Source organism: Psychrobacter sp. UBA2514 (assembly GCF_002341255.1).
Taxonomy (GTDB): Bacteria; Pseudomonadota; Gammaproteobacteria; order Pseudomonadales; family Moraxellaceae; genus Psychrobacter; species Psychrobacter pacificensis.
The window spans coordinates 23850-24063 of record NZ_DDNS01000005.1 but is presented as its reverse complement, the minus strand read 5'-3'; the positions used below and the strand labels follow the sequence as shown (position 1 = coordinate 24063).

Below are 214 nucleotides of genomic sequence, written 5' to 3'. Positions count from 1 at the left end.
TCATTCGCATCGTAGTCGGGCAACAGATTCCACTCACTATCAAAATGTTCAGGTAGGCGACCATCGTAAGTACTAGGCATATCATGACCGAAGCGCTTGGCTAAGTGTAGTGCGCGGTCTAGCCAGCGCGTTTCACCCGTAGCATCTGCCAGTGCTAAGCAGGCTTCGGTCGTATGCATGTTGCAATTGGCGCCGCGATAATCTTCGGGATCAG

Annotated in this window: 1 protein-coding gene; it reads right to left on the bottom strand. The window is 52.3% G+C overall.

All coding sequences use genetic code 11. The annotated features are described in order from the left end of the window. Nucleotides 1-214, bottom strand: a 214-nt coding sequence (locus B3V51_RS01465; protein ID WP_286707846.1) for an AGE family epimerase/isomerase, incomplete at both ends; no start/stop codon positions are given.